Below are 20,849 nucleotides of genomic sequence, written 5' to 3' on the forward strand. Positions count from 1 at the left end.
AGCTTAGGCGACAAAGTCCTGACGGGCTTGCCTGAGAGTGAACAGTGCCTTGACCTGCAAAAGCCTACCAAAGTATTGAATCACAATACTTTATTCTGACGCCCCAGGCGGCAAGGTTGGCTCAAAGTGGTCAGAGTTTCGCCAAATTCAAGCCGGGCCGCGTCAAACTATTGGTGAATTCCGCCTCAACGGTTATTGCGGGCATGGTCCGTCCGACCGGGGAGAGTCCTTGAGCATCACCACCGACATATTGCGCGCCCGCGCCGCGGGGTCGTTTTGGCTCCGGCTGGCCGCGGTGGCGCTGCCCCTCCTCATGATCGCGCCGGCGTTCTGGAACGGCTATCCCCTGCTCCAATGGGATACTGGCGGCTATCTCGCGCGCTGGTACGAGGGCTATCTCGTCCCCAGCCGCTCCACCGTGTTCGGACTCTATCTGCACTCCGGCGAGAGCTTTGGCTTCTGGATCAACCTCGCCGCCCAGTCGCTGGCGGCGCTGTGGCTGTTGCAGCTGACGCTGCGCGTGCTCGGCCTGATGCAGACGTTCCGTTTCGTCGCGATCAGCCTGCTCCTGATTCTGTCGACCGCCCTGCCCTGGCTTGCCAGCATGCTGCTCACCGACATCTTCGCCGGGCTGTCGGTGCTGTCGCTGTTCCTTCTGATCGTCGGAAGAAGCCGGATTTCGGGCCTGGAAAGACTTTTCCTGTTCGGATTCACCGCCTTTGCCGCCGCGACCCACAGCGCCACGCTCGGCGTGCTGCTCGGGCTCTGCGCCATCGGCTGGCTGGCGCGGCCGTTGCTTGGGCGCCGCCTTCCGCTCGCGGGACTGGCGCAGGCAAGCCTCACGCTCGTCGCGGGCGGCCTGATGCTGGTGTCGGTCAACCATGCGCTGTCGGGCAATTGGGCCTGGACGCCCGGCGGCTATGGCGTCGCCTTCGGCCGCATGATGCAGGACGGCATCGTCGCGCGCTATCTGGGCGACCACTGCCCGCATGAAAGCTTCAGGCTCTGTCCCTATCGCAATGAGCTGCCGGCGACCGCCGACGAGTTCCTGTGGGGCAAGAGCATGTTCAACACGCTCGGCCGGTTCGAAGGGATGAACGACGAGATGAGCTACATCGTCGTGCATTCGCTCGCCGACTATCCGGCCTGGCAGGCCGGCGCAGCCCTGAGAGCGCTGGGCCAGCAAATGCTGCACGTGGCGACCGGCGAAGGCACCAATGGCTGGATTCCCCACACCTACGGCATCATCGAGCGCTACATCCCGGCGCAGATTGCGCCGATGCGCGCCGCGCGCCAGCAGCATTGGGGCGTCGACTTCGAATACGTCAACTGGCTGCACGTGCCGGTCGCGCTGCTCTCGATGCTGGCGCTGCTCGGCCTGCTCGCGCACGCACTGGCGAACCGCCGGCTCGACGACCTGACGTTGCTGGGCGCGACCGTGACGCTGGCCCTGCTCGGCAACGCGTTCATCTGCGGCGTGATCTCGGGCCCGCACGACCGCTACGGCGCGCGGATGGTGTGGCTTGCGACCTTCGTGGTGCTGATGGCGCTGTCGCGCCATTTCGGCGACGACGAGCCGGCGGACGACACCTCAGCCGCGGCGTGAGAGGAAATCGAGCACGCCGGTCTTGTAGACCTTGTCGCCGACCGCGCGCATGTGATCGCGGTTCGGAATGTCGAGCACTTCCGCGCCGGCGATGATCGCGCCGAGCGCGCTGGCCGAGCCCGCGACCTCGTCATTGCTGCCGACCGCGATCAGCACGGGCACATCGATCCGCGCGGCTTCGTCCCTGGTCATGAGCTCGCGAGTGCCGCGCAGGCAGGCAGCGAGCGCCCGCCGGTCGGAGCGGGTCTGATCGGCGAAGGCGCGGAAGGTACGCCCCACAGGGTCGGTGACGTCGTCAAGCGAGGCCGCCTCCAGCGCCTTGGCCACGTTCTCGCCGGGCCCGGTGCCCTCGATCAGGCCGCCGATGCCGATGCCGCCGAGGATCGCCGAACGCAGCCGCTGCGGCTCGTTGAGCCCGAGCCAGGCCGTCATCCGCCCGCCCATCGAGTAGCCCATGATGTCGGCCTGCGGGATGGCGAGATGGTCCATCAGCGCGAGCACGTCGCCGGCCATGGCCGGTATCGAATATTGCGCGGGTTCGTAGAGCTTTGCGCTTTCGCCATGGCCGCGATTGTCGAGCGCGATCACGCGGCGGCCGTTCTTGCGCAGCTCGGAGACCCAGGTCGGATAGACCCAATTCACGTTCTTGCTCGAGGCAAAGCCGTGCAGCAGGAAGATCGGATCGCCCTCGCCTTCGTCGAGATAGGCAATTTCGACTGCGCCGTTGTGGAAGCTCGGCATCGCATATTCCGCGTCTTGTGGGGGATAAAGTTGATCTTAGGCCTTGAGGGCCGTGCTCGCTAGAGCTGTCTCAGCGGCGGCCTGCGCCTGGCGCAACCTCCGCGTCCGCCTGCGATCGCACCAGGCCTGGGTCAGACGCTCCGTCGTCGCCTTGATCGAGGACAACAGCCCAAACAACGTCATTGCCGCGCCGAACAGCCAGAGTGCGAGATCGAACGCGCCGCCGGCGAGCAGCAGTGCGCCGCGGCCGAGCAGCTTCATGATCGCGCGCGTCTTGCCGCCTTGCGCTTCCGCAAGGCGCGCCGCGCGCGCCACATCCTTCGGGCCTTCGGCGATGCGCAAGCTGTCCATGGCGCCGCGCGCGCCGGTCTTTTCGGCAACGCGCGTGACGTCCTTGCCAAGCCGGACCAGCGCCCCGGCCTTCTCGGCGCGGAACGCGGCCTTGATCGCGCTCACGGTCTCGCCCGGCCGCAGCACCGAGCCGGAAGCGACAGCGTTCTGGAGCATCGGCGTGTCGACGACTTCGCGCGCGGACCGGCCGGCCCATGCGGCGAGCCCTTCGCCGAGCCGCCCCACCTTGCGGGCATCCTTGACCAGCGTCAGCCCGGCGCGCACCGGCGCCACTCCGCCGACAGACACGTAGGTCGCGGCCGTCACGGCAAGGCCCGCGGCGGCGAGCCCGAGCACGAGACGATCGGTCTCCTCGCCCATGGCGAGATGCTTGCCCTCGCGCACGACGTCCCTGATGTCGCCGATCACGAGGAGATCGCCGGCCACCGTCCCCGACAGGCTCGCGACATCCTCGGCGCTGCCGGTGACGAGGCCGGTTGCAAACCGTTTTGCGAAATGCGTGGTGGAACTCTCGTCCCTGACCGCGTCGCTCACCCGGTTCAGGACGTCGTCGGAGAGCGCGATGTTGCGGTCCCGCGCCAGCTCGACGAAGCTATTGGCAAGATCGGCGTCGCCGGCTGCGAGCGCGGCTTCGATGTTGTCCTGCACCAGGCGGTCGTTCTGCCGCAGAAGCTCGTTGAGCTTGAGTTCGGACAGCACGGCCGGATCGTCCTGGGCGGCCAGAATCGCGCCGGCCTCGCGGGCATGCGGCGCCACCTGCGCGAGCACGAAGCCGCACGCCGCGATGCCGGTCAAAGCAGTGCCGATTCGTAGCCACCTCATGCGCACAGCCTGATCGCTCGCCTGATCGTTCGTCTTTCGTCGGAATTGTGCCCGTCCACAGAAATAGTATGCCAGATTTGCGACACAACGTCCCCGACGAAAGAAGGGCTTCTCCGGGGCGACAAGATTGTGTCGAATTTGCATGAGCAAATGAGCATGGGGTAGTTGCGAACATTCGGTTCCGCTGGACTAGCAATCATCTGCACCCCCCAGTATGGTCCGCCGCGTTCAAAGACGCTGCGTCACCAGTGATTGTGTCCGCGACCGTTGCCACTCCAGGATGAACTACGATGTCCGACCATGTCGTCCCGCACTTCCATAACGATGCCGGCGTCCCCGTCATCGAGATCGGCTCGCAAGAGTTCATGTGCGTGGGCGCCAACCCTCCGTTCGATCATCCGCACGTCTTCCTCGACCTCGGCAACGACAACGAGATCATCTGCCCGTATTGCTCGACGCTGTACCGCCTCGCGACCGACCTGAAGGCCGGCGAGGCCCGCCCGCCGGAATGCGTCCTGAAGGACAGGGTGGCCTGACCGGTCTCATCGGTCAGGGTGGCCCTTTCCCGAACAATTGTCATTGCCGGAGCCGGAATCGGAGGATTGACCGCAGCGCTTGCGCTCGCGGCCAGGGGCTTCCGCGTTGTCGTGCTGGAAAAGACCGAGCGGCTCGAAGAAGTCGGCGCCGGCCTGCAGCTCTCACCCAATGCGAGCCGCGTGCTGGTCGAACTCGGCCTTGAGGATCGCCTGAAGCCGCGCGCCGTGACCCCGGAGGCGGTCTGCGTCATGAGCGCGCGCGCCGGCGGCGAATTGCTGCGTATGCCGCTTGGCGAAGTTGCCTCGGCGCGCGCCGGCGCCCCCTATTGGGTGGTGCACCGTGCCGATCTGCAATCGGCCCTCGCCGGAGCGGTCTCCGAGCATCCGGATATCGAGCTGAAGCTGGGCGCGACCTTCGAGGACGTGGCGCCCCACGCCAAAGGACTGACCATCGTCCATCGCAGCGGCACGATCCGCCGCAGCGATCTGGCGAGCGCGCTGATCGGGGCCGACGGCGTCTGGTCGACGGTGCGCAAGCAGCTGTTTCCCGAGGTCCAGCCGCGCTTCTCCGGGCTGATCGCCTGGCGCGGCACCTTCGAGGCGACGCAGCTCCCCAGGGAGTACAGCGCGCGCCGGGTTCAGCTTTGGATGGGCCCGAATGCCCACCTCGTCGCCTATCCGATCGCCGGCGGACGTCAGATCAACGTGGTCGCCGTGCTGCCGGGAACGTGGAACAGGCCGGGCTGGAGCACGCCCGGCGATCCGCTCGAGGTGATGGATGCCTTCGCCGGGTCACGCTGGCCGTCGTCTGCGCGGATGATGCTCGGCGCGGTCGATAGCTGGCGCAAATGGGCGCTGTTCGGCGTGCCCGAGGGCTGCGGCTGGAGCAAAGGCCCGATTGCGCTGCTCGGCGACGCCGTGCACGCGATGCTGCCGTTCGCGGCCCAGGGCGCCGGCATGGCGATCGAGGATGCCGCCGTGCTCGCCCGGCATTTGACTGGCGATACCACCGAGAGCGCGGCCGGCGTCGCCGCGGCGCTGAAGAGTTACGGGCGGGCGCGCCAGGCCCGCGTCCAGAAGGTGCAACGGACCGCGCGGCAGCAGGGCCGGATCTATCATTTCACCGGCCCGCTCGCGATCGCGCGCGATCTTGCGATCCGCGCGCTCGGGCCGGAGCGCATGCTGGCGCGGCAGGACTGGATCTACGGCTGGCGTCCCTGAGGATGGCGCGCGCCGCCGCGTCTCAGCGAACCGCGCTATTGCGGTTCGGAGCGGGCTTGATGACGGGCCGCTGCGGACCAGACGGGGTCGGCGTGGCGTCCGGCGGCGTTTCCCGGCACTTGCTGCGTTGCCAGGCCTCCTCCGCAAAATGCGACTGGCCGCGCGCGGCGACGTAGTCGTTGCGATAGGCGAGCTCGGCTACGACCGTGCCGCCGGCGCCGGTCTCCGCCTTGTCCATCAGGCGCTGCAATTCCGCAGTGCGCTTGGCGAGCGAGGTGCGTTCGGTCTGGAGCTGCTTGCAGTCGTACAGTTCGTATTTGCCGGGGTCGGCGAAGGCCGGAGAGACCGTGTCGCTCATGCCGGCGCAGCCGGACAGCGCGAGGCCGGCCGCAAGCAGCGCGGCGAGCGCGACGCAGGCGCGCAGGCGATTTGGGAGCGAAGCAGACATGCCGGATGAATAGTCCCCTTGGATTGAGAATGCCTAAAGCAACAACAGATGTCCGGATTGAGGCTTTGCCTTGCGCGGCCACCTCGCTTAAGGAAGAACCACCCACCCGGCCATGCGATACGCCAATTCCAGACGGCCGGACAGGGACTTAAGTGTTTGATCTCGTTGGATCAAGCGGGCATGGCGGAATTGGTAGACGCAAGGGACTTAAAATCCCTCGGTGCGCAAGCGCTGTGCCGGTTCGACCCCGGCTGCCCGCACCACGAGACCTGACGGCTCCGACCGCCGCGGCAGCAGGATCCAGAAGCAGACGAGCGCAGTTGCGAGCTGGCCGAAGCCGCCCATGAAGGCATTGCCGAAGATCGAGGCCAACGTCGGTGCGACGATGGCGACCGTCAGCACGGCCGCGAGCGCGGCTGCGGGAAGGTCGACGACGAGGACGGCGGCATAGAGCGCCAGCTCGAAGAAGGCATACTCCTTCAGCCGGGGCGCGCAGAGATAGAGCGCGTATATCGCGAGCACGGTGATGCGCTTCGCCATGCCCGGATGATCGATCAGCCAGCGGTCGAGCATCGCCAGTGGGGAGCCCTTTGCGGACGGGTTCTCGGCGCGGACCATGCGCCACACCGATACGGCGAGCGGCGCGAGCACGAATGTGACGGCGGCGAACGCATAGAGCACGGCGACGACCGGCTTGCTGCCGGCGAGCGCGAAATGGTCGGCGAGCGTGAGCGCCAGGAACAGCAGCGACGGATTGACCTCGTTCCCCGGCGCATGCTGATCGGGGATATGGCCCGAGATCGCGCTGAGCCAGCTCGGAAACAGGCTTGCGTAAAGCGTCGCCGAGATCAGGATCGGCAGGACGAACATGGCGGCTGCCACCGCGATCAGGATCAGCTTGCGATGCCGCGGCTGCGGCAGGAAATAAAGCGCGGCCAGGACCGGGAAGAACACCAGCTTGAACGAGGTGATGAGGCCGAGCACGGCTGCGCCTGCAAGCAACGGCAGGAACGCGCCCTCTCCTTCGGACCGCGCCGAGCGCAACAGCAGCGCCAGCGCTGTCGCCGTGAGCAGGCCACTCAGCACGGCAAAATTGCCGGTCGCCATGATCCATTCGAAGCCGAGGAAACCGCCGAACGCGAAAGCCACTCTGAGCGCGATGTCATGCGGGCCCGGACGGCCGTTGCCGAGGCCGGGCAGCAGAAGCGCACAGAGCACGGCGAGGACGAGATAGATGCTCCTGTAGTGCGCGACGAGAAACCCGCCGGCGCAGAGCGGCCGGAAGGCGTCCAGCGTGACCGGCAGATAGGGATAGGAGAGGTCTGTGTCCTTCAGGTTCTTGACGAAATAGGGATCGAGGCCCGCGAGATGGGCGTCCACCGCGGCACAGTTCACGCGCGCGTCCCAGCCGAAATTTTTAGTGGCGCCGAGATCGATCGCAAGGCCCACGGCGACGAGAAGCGCCACGGCCGCGATGAAGCGGGTCAGCCAGACCGTTTCCCGCGCCTCGGCCGCGTGCGGCCCTGCCCCCGCCTCAGTGGAAGAGGCTGCGACGCGACCGGTCATGGACGCGAGCCCTCCTGCGCGAGCCGCTTCGGCACTGCGCAAAAGTCCAACAGCAGGATCCAGAAGCAGAGAATCGCGACCGCGATCTGGCCAAAGCTGTCGACGAACGCATTCCCCGTGATCGAGGCCAGCGTTGGAATGGCGATGGCGACGGTCAGCATGGCCGCGAGCATTGCCGCCGGAAGGTCGACGATGAGGACGGCGGCGTAGAGCGCCAGCTCGAAGAAGGCGTACTCCTTGAGCCGCGGCGAGCAGAGATAGAAGGCGTACATTGCGAGCACGGTGACGCGCATGGCCGCATGCGGATGATCCATCAGCCAGCGATCGAGCCGCGTCAGGAACGATTCGTCTCCAGCCTTCCCGATCGCGCGCAATAGCGACACGGCAAACGGTGCCAGCAGGAGTGCGAGGGCAGCAAGCCCATAGGTCGCGAACACGACCGGCTGGCTGTCGGCGAGCCCGACCTTGTCCATCACGCTCCGCGCCAGCAGGAGCAGCGACGGGTTGGTTTCCTCGAGATAGACCGAGTGCTGGTTGGGAATCTGTCCCTTGATCGCAAGCAGCCAGCTCGAAAACAGGTCCGGATAAAACAGCATCGAGATCAGAATCGGCAATGCAAAGCTGAAGCCCGCGACCGCAATCAGAATGAATTTCCGGCGGCGCGGCAGCGGCAGGAAATAGAGCGCCGCAAGCACGGGACAGAACACCAGCTTGAACGACATGACGAGACCGAGCAGTGCAGCACCCGCGAGGCGCGCGACGAAGCCCTGATCATCGCGCACGTCAGGCGCACCGGGACGAAGCAGCAGCGCCAGCGCGACCGCGGTGAGCATGCCGCTCAGAACCGCAAAATTCCCGGAGGCTGCCACCCATTCGAAGCCGACGAACGCACCGAGCGCACAGAGAACCCTGAGCGCAACGTCGCGCGGGCTCGCGCGCGTTCCGCGCAGGCCCGGCAGCAGCAGGCCGCAGAGCACGGCGAGGACGAGATAGACGCTCCTGTAGTGACCGACGAGAAAACCGCGCGCGCAGAGCGGACGGAAGGCGTCCAGCGTCACCGGCAGATAGGGGTAGGAGAGCCTGGTGCCCTTCAGGTTCCGGACGAAATAGGGATCGAGCCCGTCGACATGGGCATCGACCGCCGCGCAATTCACGCGGACATCCCAGCCGTATTTCACATCGAGCGTGGTGTCGTTGGCGAGATTGCCGAGCACAAGAAGCGCGACCAGCGCGATCAGGCAGGCAAGCCAGGTCGCGTGCGGCGGCGCGCGCGGCGCGCCGAGATCGGCCGACGGTCCGAACCATCGTGCTGCACCGGAGACATCAGACACCTTCGGAGACCTTGCCTGTCCTGGTTTGGCTTGGCGCAGCCGACGCCGCGCCTCATCAGCGAGCCGCCACAATGAAGAGGATGCGTTTCCGATTCATCCTGCCCGGCGAACAGGCTCCGCCGGACGCCCAGCTTTAGGCGGGCATGGTGAATCCCAGGTTTCCACGGCGAGGCCGGACGGCCAGCGCGATCGCCGTTTGGCGGCGCTACCTCGCGGAACGGGCGGCCAACCAGGCGTCGAGCGCTTCGCGGGTGTCGGATGTCGCCGCCATGCGCGCAAACTGCTCACCCTCGATGGCGAGGCCCTCGGCGATCGACGTATTCAGGCCTCGCGTGACGGCCGTGATGACCCGGGCGACCGCAAGGCGCGAATGCCGCGTGATGCGGTCTGCCATCTCGAAGGCGGTCTCGAGAAGCAGGTGATGCGGCACGATGCGGTTGACCAATCCCATCTCGTAGGCGCGTTGCGGCGGAAACGGATCGCCGGTCAGCAGGTACTCCAGCGCGGTCTTCCGGCCCGCGAGCCGTGGCAGGCGCTGCGTGCCGCCGAATGTCGGCGTGATGCCGATGTTGATCTCGGGCTTGGCGAACATCGCTCGGTCGCTGGCGACGGCGAGATGCACCGCTTCGGTGATCTCGCAGCCGCCACCGAAAGCGAGGCCGTTGACGGCGGCGATGATCGGCTTTGGAAACGCTTCCATGCGCGCGGTCATCCCCTGCCCGCGCCGGACGAACGCCTTCACCGCCGCATCCGGCCCGTCCTTGATGCTCTCGGAGAATTCTGCGATGTCGGCCCCTGCGGAGAAGGCGCGCTCGCCCGCCCCCGTCAGCACGACGGCACGAATTCCCGCGTCGTCCTCGATGCGGTCGAGGATCGCCATCAGCCGATCGATCAGCGCGTAGCTCAGCGCATTGAGCTTGTTCGGGCGGTTCAGGGTGACGAGCGCGATGGCGCCCCGGGTTTCCGACAGAATCAATTCGGACATGTGGGAGGCTCCTTCTAGATCGAACAAGCCGCCGCGGCGGCGCCGGCAATCAGCCACAACGGCGCCGTTGTGTATACTCACTAGACAGTATACTTTGACCGCCATGCCCAGGGACGGTGACAAGACGCGGGAGCAGATCGTCGTTGCAGCGACCCGGCTGTTCTATGGCCAGGGCATCAAGGCGGTGAGCATGGATGCGGTCGCCGAGAAGGCCGGCGTCACCAAGAAGACGCTCTATTATCACTTCACCAGCAAGGACGAGCTCGTCGCCGCCACCATCGCGGCCCGGGACCAGCCGACGCTGGACCTCTACAGGCGCTGGTTCGCGGAAACCGACGGAAGCGCGGCGGACAAGGTTCGCGGCCTCTTCATCAAGCTCGGCAGATCAGTGGATACGCCGCGATGGCGCGGCTGCGGCTTCCTGCGCACCATTGCCGAACTCGCCAACACGCCTGCCCACCCGGCGGTGAAGGCCGGCGCGGCGCACAAGAAGCGTTTCGAGGCCTGGCTCGAGACGGAATTGCGCAGCGAGGACATCCCCGGCGCCGCGGCCCTGGCGCGCCAGATCGTGATCCTGCTCGACGGCGCGACGACCGTGATGCTGATCCACCGCGACCTCGATTACGTGGAGGCAGCGGGACAGATGGCGCGGAGCCTCGTGGAGGGCGCGCAACGCTGATTGCCTGGGCAGATGCGATGGCTGGCGCCTGCTCACCATTTGTTGTCCACCTGCCTACCACCCATCCCGAAACATGGGTTGTGCAGCGCAGCATTCTCAATACAACCACCTCTGAAATCAGAGGTAAGCTTCCTTGTCCGACGTCAATGCCGACAGTTGGGTGTCCTCGGGACACCGTCCGATGGGTTTTCCCGAATTCGTCATCGTGATCGCGTCCATCATGGCGCTGAATCCGCTTGCGATGGACATGATGCTGCCGGCGCTGCCCAACATCGGGGCGGCCTTCCATATTCCCGTCGCCAACCATCTGCAGCTCGTGCTGTCGACCTTCCTGATCGGCTTTGGCGTCGGCCAGTTCGTCACGGGGCCGTTGTCCGACCGTTTCGGCCGGCGGCCGGTGCTGCTCGGCGGCATGGCCGTCTATGCGGTGGCGAGCGTGCTGGCGGTCGCCGCGCCCTCCTTCGAGACGCTGCTGCTGGCCCGCGCGCTGCAAGGGCTCGGCACCTCGGCGACGCGCGTGATCGCGACCTCGATCGTGCGCGACTGCTATGTCGGCCGCCGCATGGCGAGCGTGATGTCGCACGCCATGATGGTGTTCATCGCCGTGCCCGTGATCGCGCCGTCATTCGGACAGGCGGTGCTGCTGGTGACCGAGTGGCGCGGCATCTTCGTCGTACTGATGCTCTACGGATTGCTGGCGCTGGCCTGGAGCGTGCTGCGGCTGCCGGAAACCCTGCCCGCCTCCGAGCGCAGGTCGCTCGCACCAAGCGAAGTGCTCGCCGCGTTCCGCCAGACCGTCACCAACCGCCAGACCATCGGCTACGCGACCGCCGCGGGCAGCGTCATCGGCGCGCTGTTCGCCTTCGTCTTCTCGGCCCAGCAGGTCTTCACCGGCATCTATCACCTCGGCCACTATTTCCCCCTCGCCTTCGCCGCGATTGCGGCCGGCACCGCGATTGCCGCCTTCCTCAACGCGCGGCTCGTCGGCAGCCTCGGCATGCGCGTGATCTCGCACGGCGCCCTGACGCTCTATGCGGCGGTCGCGGGCGTGATGCTGCTCGCGGTGAGCCTCGATGCATTGCCGCTGTGGCTGTTCATGGCGCTGTCGGCGCTGATGATGTTCTCGTTCGGCATGATGGTCGCCAACTTCACGGCGCTCGCGATGGAGCCGCAGGGCCATATCGCCGGCACCGCGTCCTCGCTCTACGGCTCGATCACGACCTTGATCGGCATCGTCGTCGGAATGGTCATCGGCCAGAGTTTTGACGGCACGCTGCTGCCGTTCTCGACCGGCTTCTTCCTGTCGACGCTGTTTTCGCTCGCGATCGTGCTGATCGTCGAGAAGGGACGGCTGTTCAGGCCGCATCGCAGGAGCGCAGCCGGTCAGGACCAGGGCGCCTGAGCCGCGCGCCGCGCGGCGTTTGCAAGCAAAGGAGTGGAAAAGGGACGGATGTTTCACCGGCCAACGGCGCGCGGAACTTCCCCGCGCGCTCGATGTTGTCCTGCAGCAATTCGAAAGGTCGGCTCAATGGAACTTGAACGCAACGAAGACCACGACACCTCTGAACGAACGAAAGCCGAGCGTTCGGGGTCGGGCACCGAGCAGGCCGTTTTCACCCCGCCCTTCGCGAGCGAAGGACTCGAGCAGGTGCGCGACAGTCACTGCTGAGCGCGCACTCTAGTCTGCCCCGCGCCTGCTGGCACTGAAATCATCGGCGGCGCTTTGCGGCCGGGTGCCACCGTCCATCGGCGGCACCATCAGCACGACCACGTCCCGCCTGACACCGGGGTTGCCCCACAGCGTGGCCTGCACGGTGAACTCGCGCTTGACGGAGGGCCCGGTACGCGCCGAGATCGAGTCCATGTCGGCGGCGCAATTGGCCTGGTCACGAAAACAGAGCGCGGCCCAGCCGCGTTGCCGGGTGGTCTTGCGTGATAGACCCCAAGTGCGCTGATGCGCGTAGGCCTCCGCGTAGTACGGGTGGTCCGGGCTGTAAAACGCCACCGCCAGGGCCAGCGATTCGTCGCCACTCACGGCGCTGAGCGGCGCGCTGGTCAATTCGCGACATTGACGGGTCAACTCGTTCGCCGCCTGCGCGTACAAGTTCCGGCCCTCTTCGTAGCCATGCGTGTTGCGGTAGACGGCGTGGATCGGCGCAGCGACCAGGACGGCTGCCAGCGCGACACCGGCCGTCGTGAGCGTAAGGTTGACGGTGTAGAACCGTTCAATCGGGTAACGCGCGCCGCAGACCACGAGCACGGCAAACAGGAACAGGCCCTGCAGCGCCCACAGTGACGGCAGATCCGTGCCCATCGCCAGCGACGTCAGCACCGGCAGCACGATCGTGCCGATTGCGATGTAGAAGAGAAGGCGCAAGCCCGGGCTCATCGCGGCGAAGTCGGCCGGAAATTGTCTCAGCCGCCTGCCCGCGATGAACACCCAGAGCACCGCCGACACGCTCATGGCCGCCACCAGCCCCAGCAGGAAATTCACGTTGTCGGCGAGCGAAGTCACGGCATCGCGATTGGCGTGGGTCATCGCATAGGTGAAAGTCGAGGCGCCGGTCGTTGCGAGCCAGTAGATGTGCGGCGACAGGACAGCGAGCCCGGAGACGATCGATATCCAGGGCGAGGCGGAGGTGAAGTAAGCGCGTCGCGCTGGATGAGCCAGAGCTGCGAATGCAAAGCTCGTGACGAGGAAGATGGAATAGTATTTGCCGACCATCGCCAGTGCCGTCGTGCACCCTGCGGCAACGGCCCAGAGCACCGTGCGGGTCTCGAACGCACGCAGGAAACACCAGGTCGCCAGCGGCCAAGTCGCGAGCAGCACCGAATTGGCGTTGAAGCGCTGGGCGTGGAATTGATAGGCCGGTGTCAGCATCAGCAGCAGCAGCACCAGGATGCGCTTGTGCCCGGTCACGAACTGCCGCGAGACGAGGTCGACGAAAAACAGCGCAAGCCCCGCATTCGCCATCGCCATCAGTTGCAGCGACCAGTCGCTCGGCGGAAAGACGGAAGTCCAGGCCGCGGCCACCCAGCCCATCAGCGGCGGATGCTTGTGATAGCCCCACGCGAAATTTCGCCCCAGCGTCCAGGCTTCGAGCGTGTCGGGATGCAGGCCGCCGCCGGCATAGGCGATGACCAGATAGAGCGTCCAGATCGCGACGAAACAGACCAAAAGAAGCGGCACGGCCCAGCCCGTCTCGACGGCGTCGAGCCAGCGCAGGAAAGGCCGGCGCCACGGTGCCGGCGAGCGATCCGACCGTTCGGCCATCGCCTGGAATGCAAAATCGATTGGCACGTGAACCAAATGGAGGGACGGAAAGTGATGCGCGAAGACGGCACATTTATTTCAGGATAGAAACAAATAGCAACAACTAGAAATTGGAAGAGTTAAAAATTTCCCGCCGTTTCAGCCGAACCGGGACCGCAAACGACGACGGCGCCGCTGGTGGCAGCGGCGCCGTGTCCTGATCGAGACGAAAGGGCAGGAGGCGCCTTTCCCTTACTCCGTCTTGTCGATGTTCCAGAAGATCGGCGTGGCCGGGCCGTCGAGCACGCCGGTGAGCGACTTCCGCCACGCGCTCGGCGCCAGATACTGGCCGAGCGGGATGTAGATCACCTGGTCATAGGCTTCCTTCTGGATCTCCGCCGCGATCTTCTTCTGATCGTCGAGCGAGGCAGCGTGGACGAAGGCGTCCTTGAGCTGCTCGATCTTGGGATCTTCCGCCCAGCCGAACCAGCCCTTCTTGCCCTGGCCGCCGATCGAGAGATTGGCGATCGGGTTGGAGACGTCGGCGCTGACCCAGTTGGTGAAGAACATGTTCCAGCCGCCCTCCTTCGGAGGCTTCTGGCTGGCGCGGCGGCTCACCACCGTCTGCCAGTCGGTCGCCTGCGCGTCGACTTTGAAGCCGGCCTCGCGGAGCAACTGGACCGCGACCGTCGGCTGCGCCTTCAGCGTCACGACGTCGCCGGGCACCATGACCACGACGGGCGTGCCGTCATAGCCGGATTCGGCGAGCTGCTTCTTGGCTTCCGCCATGCCGTTGCCCTTGACCAGCGATTCGGAGCCGACGTCGGTCGCGAATGGCGTGTCGCAGATGAAGAAGGCGCCGCAGATCTTGTAGTATTTGGGATTGCCGACAAGAGCGTCGAGCACGTCCTTCTGGTTCATCGCCAGCAGCGCCGCGCGACGGATCTTCGGATTGTCGAAGGGCGGATAGAGGAAGTTCATGCGGCCGAGCGTCTGGTAGCCGAACTTGTTCAGCACTTCGACCCTGAGGTCCGAATTGCCTTCAAGAACCGGCAGCAGGTCCCACGGCGGCACTTCCATGAAGTCGATGTCGCCCGATTGCAGCGCGTTCACAGCGGTCTGCGCGTCCGGCATGGTGATCCATTCGACGCGGTCGACCTTCACCACCTTGCCACCGGCGGTCCAGCTCGCCGGCTCCTTGCGCGGCACGTAATCGGCGTTCTTGACGTAGACCGCCTTCACGCCGGGCTGGAATTCGCCCTGCACGAACTTGAAAGGGCCGGAGCCGATCTGTTCGGGAATCTGCTTGTCCGGCGGCGTCTCGGCGAGACGCTTCGGCATCATGAAGGCCACCCGCGAGGACGGCTTGCCGATCGACTCGAGCACGAGGCCGTAGGGCTCCTTGAGCTTCAGCGTAATGGTCTTGGCATCGGTTGCCTCCAGGCTCGCGGTGAAGTCCCAGAGCTTCTGGCCCATGCCGTCGACCGCAGCCCAGCGTTTCAGCGAGGCGACGCAATCTTCCGCCGTCACCGGCGCGCCGTCATGCCACTTCAGGCCGTCGCGCAGCGTGAAGGTGTAGGTGAGCTTGTCGTCGGAGATCTTCCACTCCGCCATCTGCGGCTGGATCTTGAAATTCGAATCCGTCGCGATCAGCGTGTCGTAGACCATGTAGCCATGGTCGCGCGCGATGTAGGCGGTCGTGAAGATCGGATCGATGATGCGGAGGTCGGAATGCATCACCGCCGTGATGGTCTTGCCGGCCGCAAGCGCTGGCGAAGCCAGCGCCGTCGAAAGCGCGACGACCGACAGCGCAAGTTTGGAGGTGAACGCGCGATACCCCCGGCGCATCAAGTGGAACATGGAAAGTTTCTCCTGACGTGAAACTGTTCAAAGGCAGGTTATTGGTTGAGCATTCGGATCGTTCTTTGGGCGAACTAACCTCATGCAATGCCTTTATCTTTTCGAGACTTGCAGACAGCCTTCAGCGCGTCAATCCGGTTTCGCTGCAAGCCATGGCGGCGCATGCACGGGCTCCACAAGCTTCGGTTTGGCTCTACAACTCTGTTCGCTCATCCCTCCCGCGCTGATGCAATGCGCGTTCCATCTTTGAAGTGAGAGATCCCGATGAATCCAGCCAATCTTCCCTTCGATTCCGAAGCCATGCTCCAGGGCCTGCGCGGCTGGGTGGAATGCGAAAGCCCGACGTGGGATGCGAATGCCGTGAACCGCATGCTCGATATCGCAGCGCGGGATATGGCGATCATGGGTGCGACCATCGAGCGCATCGCCGGCCGGCAGGGCTTTGGCGGCGTGATCCGCGCGCGCTTCCCGCATCCCAGGCAGGGCGAGCCGGGCATCCTGATCGCCGGGCACATGGATACCGTCCATCCCGTCGGCACCATCGAGAAGCTGAAGTGGCGGCGCGAGGGCGCCAGGTGCTACGGCCCCGGCATCTACGACATGAAGGGCGGCAATTACCTTTCGCTGGAGGCGATCCGGCAGCTGATGCGCGCCTCCTTCACAACCCCGCTGCCGATCACCGTGCTGTTCACGCCTGACGAGGAAGTCGGCACGCCCTCGACTCGCGACATCATTGAGGCCGAGGCTGCGCGCAACAAATACGTGCTGGTGCCGGAGCCCGGCCGCGCCGACAACGGCGTGACCACCGGTCGCTATGCGATCGCGCGCTTCAATCTGGAAGCCACCGGCCGGCCGAGCCATGCCGGCGCAACACTGTCGGCCGGACGCTCGGCGATCCGCGAGATGGCGCGGCAGATCCTCGCCATCGACGCGATGACGACCGACGACTGCACCTTCTCGGTCGGCGTCGTGCATGGCGGACAATGGGTCAACTGCGTCGCCACGACCTGCACCGGCGAAGCGCTCTCGATGGCCAAGCGCCAGGCCGATCTCGACCGCGGCGTCGAGAAGATGCTGGCGTTGGCAGGTACAACCAATGATGTCACCTTCAAGGTGACGCGCGGCGTGACGCGGCCGGTGTGGGAACCCGATGCCGGCACCATGGCGCTCTACGAGAAGGCGCGCGGTATCGCCAAGGCGCTTGGCGCCGAATTGCCGCATGCGAACGCCGGCGGCGGCTCCGACGGCAACTTCACCGGCGCGATGGGGATCCCCACGCTCGACGGCCTGGGCGTGCGTGGTGGCAACGGGCACACGCTGGAAGAGTACATCGAGGTCGACAGCCTGGTCGAACGCGGCCGCCTGATGGCGGGGCTGCTGGCGACGCTGGATTGATTTCTCGACTCCGTCATTCCGGGGCGCGGAACAGAACTCGCACCCTCAAAACGCTTTGGCCGCACTGCAAAAACTGTGGCCCTGATGGCACGGGAATTGCTCAAATGTTACGCTGGTGGCAACCTGCCAAGAGCGGTGCCACGGTTTGACTCCAATCTGACGGATCCAACTTGCTCGGATATCTCGTTCGCAGAATTTTCGCCGCCGTGCCCGTGATGGGCGTGGTGGCGCTGTTTGTCTTCCTCCTGCTCCGGCTCACCCCCGGTGATCCCGCCGCGATCCTCGCCGGCGACAACGCCACGCCGGAACGGCTGGAACGCATCCGCACTTCGCTCGGCCTCAACGAGCCCCTGATCGTGCAGTTCATCACCTGGGTGAACAAGCTGCTGCATGGCGATCTCGGGACATCGCTGATCTCCAACCTGCCGGTGCTGAAGATGATCAGCCAGCGTGTCGAGCCGTCGATCTCGATCGCATTATCGACCATCATCCTTGCCGTCATCGTCGCCGTTCCTCTGGGGGTGATCGCGGCCTGGAAGCACGGCACCTGGATCGACCGCTTCGTGATGGGGCTGTCGGTACTCGGCTTCTCGGTGCCGGTGTTCGTGGTCGGCTATATCCTGATCGAGATCTTCGCCATCGACCTGCGCTGGGTGCCGGTGCAGGGCTTCAAGAGCATCAGCGCCGGCTTCGGACCGTTCTTCGAACGCATCATCCTGCCGACCTGTGCGCTGTCCTTCATCTATATCGCCCTGATCGCGCGCATGACGCGCGCGGCGATGCTGGACGTGCTCGGCGAGGATTACGTGCGGACCGCGCGCGCAAAGGGCATCAGCGAGGTCGCGGTGATGATGCGGCATGCACTGCGCAACGCCGCGGTGCCTGTCATCACCGTGATCGGCACCGGCTTTGCGCTTCTGATCTCCGGCGTCGTCGTCACCGAGAGCGTGTTCAACATCCCCGGCATCGGCCGCCTCACCGTCGATGCGGTGCTGGCGCGCGACTATCCGGTGATCCAGGCGATGATCCTGCTGACGTCGCTGATCTACGTCGTCGTCAATCTCTTGATCGACGTCGCCTACACCCTGCTCGATCCGCGGATCCGTTACTGAGGCAAGGATATCCAGCATGTCGGTCGATACCCTTCCCCAGTCGTCCATTCCGATCACGTCGCCGCTGCGGCCGCGCTTCGGATTCCTCACGTCGACGCCGATCATCGCGGCGGCGACAGTCTGCCTCGTGCTGATCATACTGATCTCGATCCTCGCGCCACTGATCGCGCCGCATGACCCGATCCAGCTCGCGCCCTCGCAGCGGCTGAAGCCGGCCTCCGCGCAATTCCTGCTCGGCACCGACGCCTATGGCCGCGACCTGCTGTCGCGCGTCATCTATGGCGGCCGTATCTCGCTGCTGATCGGCATCGGCTCGGCCGTCCTGTCCGTCGCCATTGGCCTTGCGATCGGCCTCGTCTCCGGCTTCTTCAAGCTGGTCGATTCCGTGATGATGCGCATCATGGACGGCCTGATGGCGATGCCGAGCATCCTGCTCGCAATCGCGGTGGTGTCGTTGTCGGGCGCCAGCATCTGGACCGTGCTGGTGGCGATCACCATCCCCGAGATTCCGCGCGTGGCACGCCTTGTACGCTCGGTCGTGCTGTCGGCGCGCGAGGAGCCCTATGTCGAAGCCGCCATCTCGGTCGGCTCGTCCCTGCCGAAGATCATGTGGCGTCACCTGATGCCGAACACGATTGCGCCGCTGATCGTGCAGGGAACCTATGTCTGCGCGTCAGCGATCCTCACCGAGGCCATTCTCTCCTTCCTCGGCGCCGGCATTTCGCCGGAGACGCCGACCTGGGGTAACATCATGGCCGAGGGCCGCCAGTACTTCCAGCTCAAGCCGTCGCTGATCTTCTGGCCCGGCCTGTTGCTGTCGATCGCGATCCTCAGCATCAACCTGATCGGCGACGCGGCCCGCGACGCACTCGATCCGCGCATGAAGCAGCGGGAGGGGAAGTGATGCAAGTAACGCTGTCATTCCGGGGCGCGCCCCTTGGCGCGAGCCCGGAATCCATTTCACCACCTGTACTGCGGCCCGATGGATTCCGGGCTCGCGCTCCGCGCGCCCCGGAATGACGAGAGAGCTTGCATGACCAACACCGTCCTCGACATCAACAACCTCGTCGTCACCGTCGGCAAGAAGTCGAGCGGGCCGAAGATCATCGACGGCATCTCGATCCAGGTCCGCGAGCGCGAGACGCTGTGCCTCGTCGGCGAGAGCGGCTCGGGCAAATCGGTGACTTCACTGACCGTGATGGGCCTGCTGCAGAAGGGCTCGCTGAACCCGACCGGCGGCAGCGTCAAGCTGGTCGGCGAAGAGCTGCTCACAGCGACCGACCGCCGCCTGCGGCAGCTCCGCGCGACGCAGATGGCGATGATCTTCCAGGAGCCGATGACCGCGCTCAATCCGGTCGTGCCGGTCGGCCGCCAGATCGACGAGGTGCTGCGCGCCCATACCGATCTCGACGGCAGAGCGCGGAAGAAGCGCATCCTCGACATGATGGAGCATGTCCGCCTGCCGCAGGTCGAGCGCATCTTCGCCTCCTACCCGCACCGCCTCTCCGGCGGCCAGCGCCAGCGCATCATGATCGCGATGGCGCTGGTGCTGGAGCCGAAGCTCCTCATTGCGGACGAGCCGACCACCGCGCTCGACGTCACCACGCAGAAGCAGATCCTCACCCTGATCCGCGATCTCCAGCGCGATCACGGCACCGCCGTGCTGTTCATCACCCACGACATGGGCGTGGTGGCGGAGATCGCCCACCGCGTCGCGGTGATGCGGCAGGGCCGGCTGGTCGAGACCGGCCCGCTCGATTCCATCCTGCGCAATCCGACCATGGAGTACACCCGCAACCTGCTCGCCTCGGTGCCGAGCCTGGTGCCGCGGCCGGCGCGCGAGGAGACCAAGGAACCGATCGTGCTGGAAGCCAACGATCTCGGCAAGGTCTATCGCGAGCGCTCGTTCTTCGGCAAAGGCCGCGAAGTCGTCGCCGCCGACAAGGTCACCCTCACGCTGCGCAAGGGGCGCACGCTCGGCATCGTCGGCGAAAGCGGCTCGGGCAAATCGACGGTGGCGCGCTGCATCGTCCGACTGATCGACCCGACCTCCGGCGGCGTGCGCCTCGCCGGCCGCGAGATCTCCGACCTGTCGCGGCGGCTGCTGCAGCCGCACCGGCAGAAGATCCAGATCGTGTTCCAGGATCCCTACCGCTCGCTCAACCCGCGCGTCACCGTCGGCGAGAGCATCGCGGAAGGCCCGATCAACTACGGCGTCGCGCACGCCGATGCGATGAAGCGCGCCCGCGAGCTGCTCGAGCTCGTCGGCCTGCCGGCCGACGCGGTGGCGCGCTATCCGCACCAGTTCTCCGGCGGCCAGCGCCAGCGCATCGCCATTGCCCGCGCGCTCGCGCTCGATCCCGACGTGCTGGTCGCCGATGAAGCGGTCTCCGCGCTCGACGTCTCCGTGCAGGCGCAGGTGCTGGAACTGCTCGACGAGATCCAGAAGCGCCTCGGTATTGCGATCCTGTTCATCACCCACGATCTGCGCGTCGCAGCCCAAATCTGCGACGAGGTCGTGGTGATGCAGCACGGCCGCGTCGTCGAACAGGGCCCGGCGGGCGAAGTGCTGATGCACCCGAAGGAGGCCTACACCAAGTCGCTGCTGGATGCGGCGCCCGGCCGCGGCTGGGATTTCGCGAACTTCCGGCCGGTGGCGGAGGGTGTGGCAGCGAGCGTGTAGCTTTCGCCGCTGTCATTCCGGGGCATCGCGACGCGATGAGCCCGGAATCCATCGGGCCGCGGACACTGTTGCACAATGGATTCTCAGATGCGCAATTGCGCATCATAGCTCGCGCCCAAGTGGGCGCGCCCCGGAATGACGGCGGAAGGAGTTGGCTTCGCTCAAACCCACCGCATCCGCAGCATTCCCAAAACGGCTTGACCCCATGCGCTTTCGAATTGCTTCCCACCTTGCTCTGGCCGCAAGGCCAAGGCTAACGT

18 protein-coding genes and 1 tRNA gene are annotated in these 20,849 nt (G+C 65.6%); 12 read left to right on the top strand and 7 right to left on the bottom strand.

Annotated elements, in window-relative coordinates; all coding sequences use genetic code 11:
* Positions 1-229: 229 nt before the first annotated feature.
* A complete protein-coding gene (locus K289_RS0115970) occupies positions 230-1,606 on the top strand; it encodes a hypothetical protein (protein ID WP_027552445.1) in 1,377 nt (458 codons plus the stop codon).
* Here the strand turns inward: K289_RS0115970 and K289_RS0115975 are convergent.
* Positions 1,592-2,347, bottom strand: coding sequence for an alpha/beta fold hydrolase (locus K289_RS0115975; protein ID WP_027552446.1), 756 nt, complete (start codon positions 2,345-2,347; stop codon positions 1,592-1,594). The genes K289_RS0115970 and K289_RS0115975 overlap by 15 nt on opposite strands.
* A gap of 36 nt (positions 2,348-2,383) precedes the next feature.
* The gene (locus K289_RS0115980; protein ID WP_027552447.1) at positions 2,384-3,520 is read right to left on the bottom strand and encodes a hypothetical protein; all 1,137 of its coding nucleotides are present in this window, start codon (positions 3,518-3,520) and stop codon (positions 2,384-2,386) included.
* Positions 3,521-3,810: 290 nt separating this feature from the next.
* Between K289_RS0115980 and K289_RS0115985 the strand changes: the two genes are divergently transcribed.
* Positions 3,811-4,056, top strand: a complete 246-nt coding sequence (locus tag K289_RS0115985; protein ID WP_027552448.1) for a zinc-finger domain-containing protein — start codon at positions 3,811-3,813, stop codon at positions 4,054-4,056.
* 18 nt (positions 4,057-4,074) lie between these two features.
* Entirely contained in the window at positions 4,075-5,277 is a 1,203-nt protein-coding gene (locus K289_RS0115990) for an FAD-dependent monooxygenase (RefSeq protein ID WP_027552449.1), read from the top strand.
* 22 nt (positions 5,278-5,299) lie between these two features.
* Here K289_RS0115990 and K289_RS0115995 read toward each other — a convergent pair whose 3' ends face one another.
* Entirely contained in the window at positions 5,300-5,725 is a 426-nt protein-coding gene (locus K289_RS0115995; protein WP_027552450.1) for a hypothetical protein, read from the bottom strand.
* A 174-nt stretch (positions 5,726-5,899) separates the two neighbouring features.
* On the opposite strand from K289_RS0115995, the gene K289_RS0116000 reads away from it, so the two are divergent.
* Positions 5,900-5,988 (top strand) — tRNA-Leu (locus K289_RS0116000).
* Positions 5,946-6,176, top strand: a complete 231-nt coding sequence (locus tag K289_RS51585) for a hypothetical protein (RefSeq protein ID WP_198024718.1) — start codon at positions 5,946-5,948, stop codon at positions 6,174-6,176. The genes K289_RS0116000 and K289_RS51585 overlap by 43 nt, the downstream gene beginning before the upstream one ends.
* A gap of 1,111 nt (positions 6,177-7,287) precedes the next feature.
* On the opposite strand, the gene K289_RS0116015 is transcribed toward K289_RS51585, so the two are convergent.
* Both K289_RS0116015 and K289_RS0116020 read right to left on the bottom strand, forming a co-directional pair.
* Positions 7,288-8,622, bottom strand: coding sequence for a hypothetical protein (locus K289_RS0116015; protein WP_027552452.1), 1,335 nt, complete (start codon positions 8,620-8,622; stop codon positions 7,288-7,290).
* Between the two features lie 205 nt (positions 8,623-8,827).
* Positions 8,828-9,607 (bottom strand): crotonase/enoyl-CoA hydratase family protein, encoded by a 780-nt coding sequence (locus K289_RS0116020; protein WP_027552453.1) that lies wholly within the window; start codon positions 9,605-9,607, stop codon positions 8,828-8,830.
* 103 nt (positions 9,608-9,710) lie between these two features.
* Here K289_RS0116020 and K289_RS0116025 point away from each other — a divergent pair, with 103 nt between their 5' ends.
* The 3 genes from K289_RS0116025 to K289_RS51590 all read left to right on the top strand — a co-directional run bounded on the left by K289_RS0116025 (position 9,711) and on the right by K289_RS51590 (position 11,955).
* On the top strand, positions 9,711-10,286 hold the full coding sequence (locus K289_RS0116025; protein ID WP_027552454.1) for a TetR/AcrR family transcriptional regulator: 576 nt from the start codon (positions 9,711-9,713) through the stop codon (positions 10,284-10,286).
* Positions 10,287-10,419: 133 nt separating this feature from the next.
* On the top strand, positions 10,420-11,688 hold the full coding sequence (locus tag K289_RS0116030; RefSeq protein ID WP_027552455.1) for a multidrug effflux MFS transporter: 1,269 nt from the start codon (positions 10,420-10,422) through the stop codon (positions 11,686-11,688).
* 126 nt (positions 11,689-11,814) lie between these two features.
* Positions 11,815-11,955 carry a hypothetical protein gene (locus tag K289_RS51590; protein WP_198024719.1) on the top strand — a complete coding sequence of 47 codons (141 nt, stop codon included), beginning with the start codon at positions 11,815-11,817 and terminating at the stop codon, positions 11,953-11,955.
* Between the two features lie 9 nt (positions 11,956-11,964).
* Here the strand turns inward: K289_RS51590 and K289_RS0116040 are convergent, their stop codons facing one another.
* Positions 11,965-13,560 (bottom strand): glycosyltransferase family 39 protein, encoded by a 1,596-nt coding sequence (locus tag K289_RS0116040; protein WP_084788624.1) that lies wholly within the window; start codon positions 13,558-13,560, stop codon positions 11,965-11,967.
* A 231-nt stretch (positions 13,561-13,791) separates the two neighbouring features.
* Entirely contained in the window at positions 13,792-15,399 is a 1,608-nt protein-coding gene (locus K289_RS0116045) for an ABC transporter substrate-binding protein (protein WP_027552457.1), read from the bottom strand.
* Positions 15,400-15,663: 264 nt separating this feature from the next.
* Between K289_RS0116045 and K289_RS0116050 the strand changes: the two genes are divergently transcribed.
* The 4 genes from K289_RS0116050 (at position 15,664) to K289_RS0116065 (ending at position 20,589) form a co-directional block, all read left to right on the top strand.
* Positions 15,664-16,794, top strand: a complete 1,131-nt coding sequence (locus K289_RS0116050; protein WP_027552458.1) for a M20/M25/M40 family metallo-hydrolase — start codon at positions 15,664-15,666, stop codon at positions 16,792-16,794.
* Between the two features lie 170 nt (positions 16,795-16,964).
* The gene (locus K289_RS0116055) at positions 16,965-17,906 is read left to right on the top strand and encodes an ABC transporter permease (RefSeq protein WP_027552459.1); all 942 of its coding nucleotides are present in this window, start codon (positions 16,965-16,967) and stop codon (positions 17,904-17,906) included.
* A gap of 16 nt (positions 17,907-17,922) precedes the next feature.
* Positions 17,923-18,810 (top strand): ABC transporter permease, encoded by an 888-nt coding sequence (locus K289_RS0116060; protein WP_027552460.1) that lies wholly within the window; start codon positions 17,923-17,925, stop codon positions 18,808-18,810.
* 129 nt (positions 18,811-18,939) lie between these two features.
* The gene (locus tag K289_RS0116065; RefSeq protein WP_027552461.1) at positions 18,940-20,589 is read left to right on the top strand and encodes an ABC transporter ATP-binding protein; all 1,650 of its coding nucleotides are present in this window, start codon (positions 18,940-18,942) and stop codon (positions 20,587-20,589) included.
* Positions 20,590-20,849: the final 260 nt, after the last annotated feature.

Origin of the sequence: Bradyrhizobium sp. Cp5.3 (assembly GCF_000426265.1) — a bacterium.
Classification (GTDB): domain Bacteria; phylum Pseudomonadota; class Alphaproteobacteria; order Rhizobiales; family Xanthobacteraceae; genus Bradyrhizobium; species Bradyrhizobium neotropicale.

Coding starts and splice junctions, on each gene's coding strand:
- K289_RS0115975 (WP_027552446.1), bottom strand. CDS start 2,347: ATGCCGAGCTTCCACAACGGCGCAGTCGAAATTGCCTATCTCGACGAA.
- K289_RS0115980 (WP_027552447.1), bottom strand. CDS start 3,520: ATGAGGTGGCTACGAATCGGCACTGCTTTGACCGGCATCGCGGCGTGC.
- K289_RS0115985 (WP_027552448.1), top strand. CDS start 3,811: ATGTCCGACCATGTCGTCCCGCACTTCCATAACGATGCCGGCGTCCCC.
- K289_RS0115995 (WP_027552450.1), bottom strand. CDS start 5,725: ATGTCTGCTTCGCTCCCAAATCGCCTGCGCGCCTGCGTCGCGCTCGCC.
- K289_RS0116020 (WP_027552453.1), bottom strand. CDS start 9,607: ATGTCCGAATTGATTCTGTCGGAAACCCGGGGCGCCATCGCGCTCGTC.
- K289_RS0116025 (WP_027552454.1), top strand. CDS start 9,711: ATGCCCAGGGACGGTGACAAGACGCGGGAGCAGATCGTCGTTGCAGCG.
- K289_RS51590 (WP_198024719.1), top strand. CDS start 11,815: ATGGAACTTGAACGCAACGAAGACCACGACACCTCTGAACGAACGAAA.
- K289_RS0116040 (WP_084788624.1), bottom strand. CDS start 13,560: ATGGCCGAACGGTCGGATCGCTCGCCGGCACCGTGGCGCCGGCCTTTC.
- K289_RS0116045 (WP_027552457.1), bottom strand. CDS start 15,399: ATGTTCCACTTGATGCGCCGGGGGTATCGCGCGTTCACCTCCAAACTT.
- K289_RS0116050 (WP_027552458.1), top strand. CDS start 15,664: ATGAATCCAGCCAATCTTCCCTTCGATTCCGAAGCCATGCTCCAGGGC.
- K289_RS0116060 (WP_027552460.1), top strand. CDS start 17,923: ATGTCGGTCGATACCCTTCCCCAGTCGTCCATTCCGATCACGTCGCCG.
- K289_RS0116065 (WP_027552461.1), top strand. CDS start 18,940: ATGACCAACACCGTCCTCGACATCAACAACCTCGTCGTCACCGTCGGC.